The following is a 4,829-nucleotide window of genomic DNA, read 5'->3' on the forward strand; positions in this document are numbered from 1 at the left end:
GTCGCTTTGTCGTCCGACGGGTCGTGCGGTGTGTTGGGGCTGGCGTCCCCCCCGGGGGGGGGGCACTTGTTGGCGGCGGTGGGCCCCTCCCACCCCCCCGCCCCCCCCCCCCGGACTTCGTCACCAGCCGCGCTCGCGCCACTCCTCCAGGTGGGGGCGCTCGGCGCCGAGGGTGGTGTCGTTGCCGTGGCCGGGGTAGACCCAGGCCTCATCCGGCAGGACGTCGAAGATCTTCTCGTTGACGTCCCGGAAGAGGGTCTTGAAGGCCTCCGGGTCGCCCCAGGTGTTGCCGACGCCGCCTGGGAAGAGGCAGTCGCCGGTGAAGACGTGGGGGTGGCCCTGGGGGTCGTCGTAGATGAGCACGATCGCGCCGGGGGTGTGGCCGACCAGGTGGCGGACGGTGAGTTCGACGTCGCCGACCCGCAGCTTGTCGCCGTCGGCGAGCAGCAGCTCGGTGGGGACGTCGATGCCCTCGGCGTCGTGCTGGCCGGCGGCGGTGCGGGCGCCGGTGGTGGCGACCACCTCGGCGAGGGCGCCCCAGTGGTCGTGGTGCCGGTGGGTGGTGACCACCGTCTCGAGGTCGTCGCCGACGGTCTCCAGCAGCACCGGGGCGTCGGCGGCCGCGTCGATCAGCAGCTGCTCGTCGGTGGCCCGGCAACGCAACAGGTAGGCGTTGTTGTCGTACGGGCCGACGGCCACCTTGGTGATGATCAGGTGGGCCAGCTCCCGCACGTCCGGCGGTCCGCCGACCTTGACCGCTCCGTGGTACGTCATCCGTCCGCTCCTCCGGGTCCGGCTGCAACAGGGTTCAGGATCATCGTCCCGCCGTCAGCCCAGCGGGGGAAGCTGGGGGAGCGCGGTGTCGGGGGTGCGCTTCAGGTCGGAGCCGTCGGAGCGGCCGGAGAGCCAGGCGAGCAGGGCGCGGACCGGGCCCTGGACGGTCAGGGAAGCGGGACCCGACCCGATCAGGCCGCGGTCGCCGGTGTCCTCGGCGACCAACTCGACGGCGGGCAGGTCGGTGCCGTGGAGCTTGAGGGCGAGCTTGTGGAACTCGGTGACGGCGAACTCCTCCGGCCACCGGGCGGGGGTGTAGTCGGCGTCCAGGTCGACCAGGTGGTACTCCAGCTCGCCGAGGCGCTTCCAGACCAGGTCGCAGGCCGGGAAGACGGCGCCGAAGCGGTGGCGCACCTCGGCGGCCCAGTCCTCGGGGTCCATCAGTGCGGCGGCCTCGGCGAAGCGCTCGTGGGACTCGCGCAGGTCGGCGAGTTGGGCGTCGAGCGGGCGGCCGGCGCCGTCCTCGATCCCCTGGTCGCGGGCCTGCTCGCTGGCGTACTGCGGGATGTCGGTGCCGGTGCGGGCGCCGGTCAGCAGGTTGACCAGGGAGTCGGCGTTGCGGGCGAGGTGGGCCAGCACGTGGCCGCGGGTCCAGCCGGGGAGTGCGGAGGGCTCGGCGACCGCGTCGGGCTTGAGCCCGGAGACGGTCTCCAGCATGCGCTGGGTGCTGGCCTGGACGAGGCCCAGCCGCTGGGCGGCGACGGCGGCGGCGGACTGCGGGTCGGTCATCGAAAACTGCCTTCGGTACGGGACTGCGCGTTGCCCGGAGCGGGCCTCGCTCGTTGACCCGCTGACGCTACCGCCGAATCCCTGGCCCTGAGCAGGGGTTCTTCGGACCGGGTACGGACGGTCCCGGAGGGCGCTCTCACTCGTTCGGGTGGTCTCCACTGGACAGAGTCGAGATTCGAACGTCTGAGCTATAGGCTGGCTGCCGCATCCTGGAAGAAGAACACCCCCCACACCGCAAGCCATCTCGTCCGGAGAAAGGCGCCAGAAGCAGTGGCCGACCGCCTCATCGTCCGCGGTGCTCGCGAGCACAACCTCAAGAACGTCTCGCTCGACCTGCCCCGCGACTCCCTCATCGTCTTCACGGGCCTCTCCGGCTCCGGCAAGTCCTCGCTCGCCTTCGACACGATCTTCGCCGAGGGCCAGCGCCGCTACGTCGAGTCGCTGTCCTCCTACGCCCGTCAGTTCCTCGGGCAGATGGACAAGCCCGACGTGGACTTCATCGAGGGCCTCTCCCCGGCCGTCTCGATCGACCAGAAGTCCACCAACCGCAACCCCCGTTCGACCGTCGGCACCATCACCGAGGTCTACGACTACCTGCGCCTGCTGTTCGCCCGGATCGGCAAGCCGCACTGCCCGCACTGCGGCCGCCCGATCGCCAAGCAGTCGCCGCAGGCGGTCGTCGACAAGGTGCTGGAGCTCGCCGAGGGCACCCGTTTCCAGGTGCTCAGCCCGGTGGTGCGCGAGCGCAAGGGCGAGTTCGTCGACCTCTTCGCCGACCTCCAGTCCAAGGGCTACTCCCGCGCCCGGGTCGACGGCGAGACGATCCAGCTCGCCGAGCCGCCGAAGCTGAAGAAGCAGGAGAAGCACACCGTCGAGGTGGTCATCGACCGCCTGACCGTCAAGGAGAGCGCCAAGCGGCGGCTCACCGACTCGGTGGAGACTGCCCTGCGGCTGTCGGGCGGCATGGTCGTGCTCGACTTCGTCGACCTCCCCGAGGACGACCCCGAGCGCGAGCGGATGTACTCCGAGCACCTCTACTGCCCGTACGACGACGTGTCGTTCGAGGAGCTGGAGCCGCGCTCGTTCTCCTTCAACTCGCCGTTCGGCGCCTGCCCGGACTGCTCGGGCCTGGGCAACCGGATGGAGGTCGACCCGGAGCTGGTCGTGCCGGACCCGGAGCGCTCGCTGGACGAGGGCGCGATCCACCCGTGGTCGGCCGGGCACGCCAAGGACTACTTCCAGCGCCTGATCGACGCGCTCGCCGAGGAGCTCGGCTTCCGCACCGACATCCCCTGGGCCGGGCTGCCCGCCCGCGCCAAGAAGGCGCTGCTGTACGGGCACAAGCACCAGGTGCAGGTCCGCTACCGCAACCGCTTCGGCCGGGAGCGCTCGTACAGCACCGGCTTCGAGGGCGCCGTCCCGTTCATCCAGCGCCGGCACACCGAGGCGGAGAGCGACAGCAGCCGCGAGCGCTTCGAGGGCTACATGCGCGAGGTGCCCTGCCCGACCTGCCAGGGCACCCGGCTCAAGCCGGTGGTGCTGGCGGTCACCGTCGAGGACAGGTCGATCGCCGACGTCTCCTCGATGTCGATCAGCGACTGCGCCGAGTTCCTGGGCGCGATGAAGCTCAACGACCGGGACAAGCAGATCGCCGAGCGGGTCCTCAAGGAGGTCAACGAGCGGCTGCGCTTCCTGGTCGACGTCGGCCTGGACTACCTCTCCCTGGACCGCGCGGCCGGCACCCTGTCCGGCGGCGAGGCCCAGCGCATCCGGCTGGCCACCCAGATCGGCTCCGGCCTGGTCGGCGTGCTGTACGTGCTGGACGAGCCGTCCATCGGCCTGCACCAGCGGGACAACCACCGGCTGATCGAGACGCTGGTGCGGCTGCGCGACATCGGCAACACCCTGATCGTGGTGGAGCACGACGAGGACACCATCAAGACCGCGGACTGGGTGGTGGACATCGGCCCGGGCGCCGGCGAGCACGGCGGCAAGGTGGTGCACTCCGGTTCGCTGAAGCAGCTGCTCGGCAACAAGGAGTCGCTGACCGGCCAGTACCTCTCCGGCAAGCGGTCCATCCCGATCCCGGCCGCCCGCCGCGACCGGGACAAGAAGCGCCAGCTGACGGTGCACGGCGCCCGAGAGCACAACCTCAAGGACGTCACGGTCGGCTTCCCGCTCGGCACCCTGACGGCGATCACCGGCGTCTCCGGCTCCGGCAAGTCGACGCTGGTCAACGACATCCTCTACACCCACCTGGCGCGGGAGCTGAACGGCGCCCGCAGCGTGCCCGGCCGGCACACCCGGATCACCGGCACCGACCTGGTGGACAAGGTGGTGCACGTCGACCAGTCGCCGATCGGCCGCACCCCGCGGTCCAACCCGGCCACCTACACCGGGGTGTTCGACCACGTCCGCCGGCTCTTCGCGGAGACCCAGGAGGCCAAGGTCCGGGGCTACCTGCCCGGCCGGTTCTCCTTCAACGTCAAGGGCGGCCGCTGCGAGAACTGCACCGGCGACGGCACCATCAAGATCGAGATGAACTTCCTGCCGGACGTCTACGTGCCGTGCGAGGTCTGCCACGGCGCCCGGTACAACCGGGAGACGCTGGAGGTGCACTACAAGGGCAAGTCCATCGCCGAGGTGCTGGACATGCCGATCGAGGAGGCGCTGTCCTTCTTCGAGGCCGTCCCCGCGATCGCCCGCCACCTGCGGACGCTCAACGACGTCGGCCTCGGCTACGTCCGGCTCGGCCAGTCCGCGCCGACGCTCTCCGGCGGCGAGGCGCAGCGCGTCAAGCTCGCCTCCGAGCTGCAGAAGCGCTCCACCGGGCGGACGGTCTACGTGCTGGACGAGCCCACCACCGGTCTGCACTTCGAGGACATCAGCAAGCTGATCAAGGTGCTCAGCGGACTGGTCGACAAGGGCAACACGGTGATCGTGATCGAGCACAACCTCGACGTGATCAAGACCGCCGACTGGATCGTCGACATGGGCCCCGAGGGCGGCTCCGGCGGCGGCACGGTGGTCGCCGAGGGCACCCCCGAGGAGATCGCGGCCGTCCCGGAGAGCCACACCGGCAAGTTCCTGCGGGACATCCTGCCGAGTGACTTCGCGGACGCCCCGGTCGCGGCGCCGGTCAAGAAGGCCCCGCGCAAGCGGGCCGTCGCCGCGAAGAACACCAGCACCGCCGCGAGCAGGACCTTCGGCGTCTCACCGAGGCCGAACGCGACCAGGAAGATCGATCCGAGCACGATCCGCGGAAC

General features: G+C 70.6%; 3 protein-coding genes. 1 reads left to right on the forward strand and 2 read right to left on the reverse strand.

From position 1 onward, the window contains the following. Positions 1–120: 120 nt before the first annotated feature. Positions 121–774, reverse strand: coding sequence for an MBL fold metallo-hydrolase (locus ACWCYO_RS40215; protein WP_270143332.1), 654 nt, complete (start codon positions 772–774; stop codon positions 121–123). 54 nt (positions 775–828) lie between these two features. Beyond that, a complete protein-coding gene (locus tag ACWCYO_RS40220; protein WP_449786998.1) occupies positions 829–1,563 on the reverse strand; it encodes a maleylpyruvate isomerase family mycothiol-dependent enzyme in 735 nt (244 codons plus the stop codon). Positions 1,564–1,833: 270 nt separating this feature from the next. Here ACWCYO_RS40220 and uvrA point away from each other — a divergent pair. Beyond that, positions 1,834–4,829: excinuclease ABC subunit UvrA (gene uvrA, locus ACWCYO_RS40225; protein WP_449786999.1), on the forward strand; the 2,996-nt coding region annotated here is incomplete at its 3' end.

Source organism: Kitasatospora sp. NPDC001683 (genome assembly GCF_053596495.1).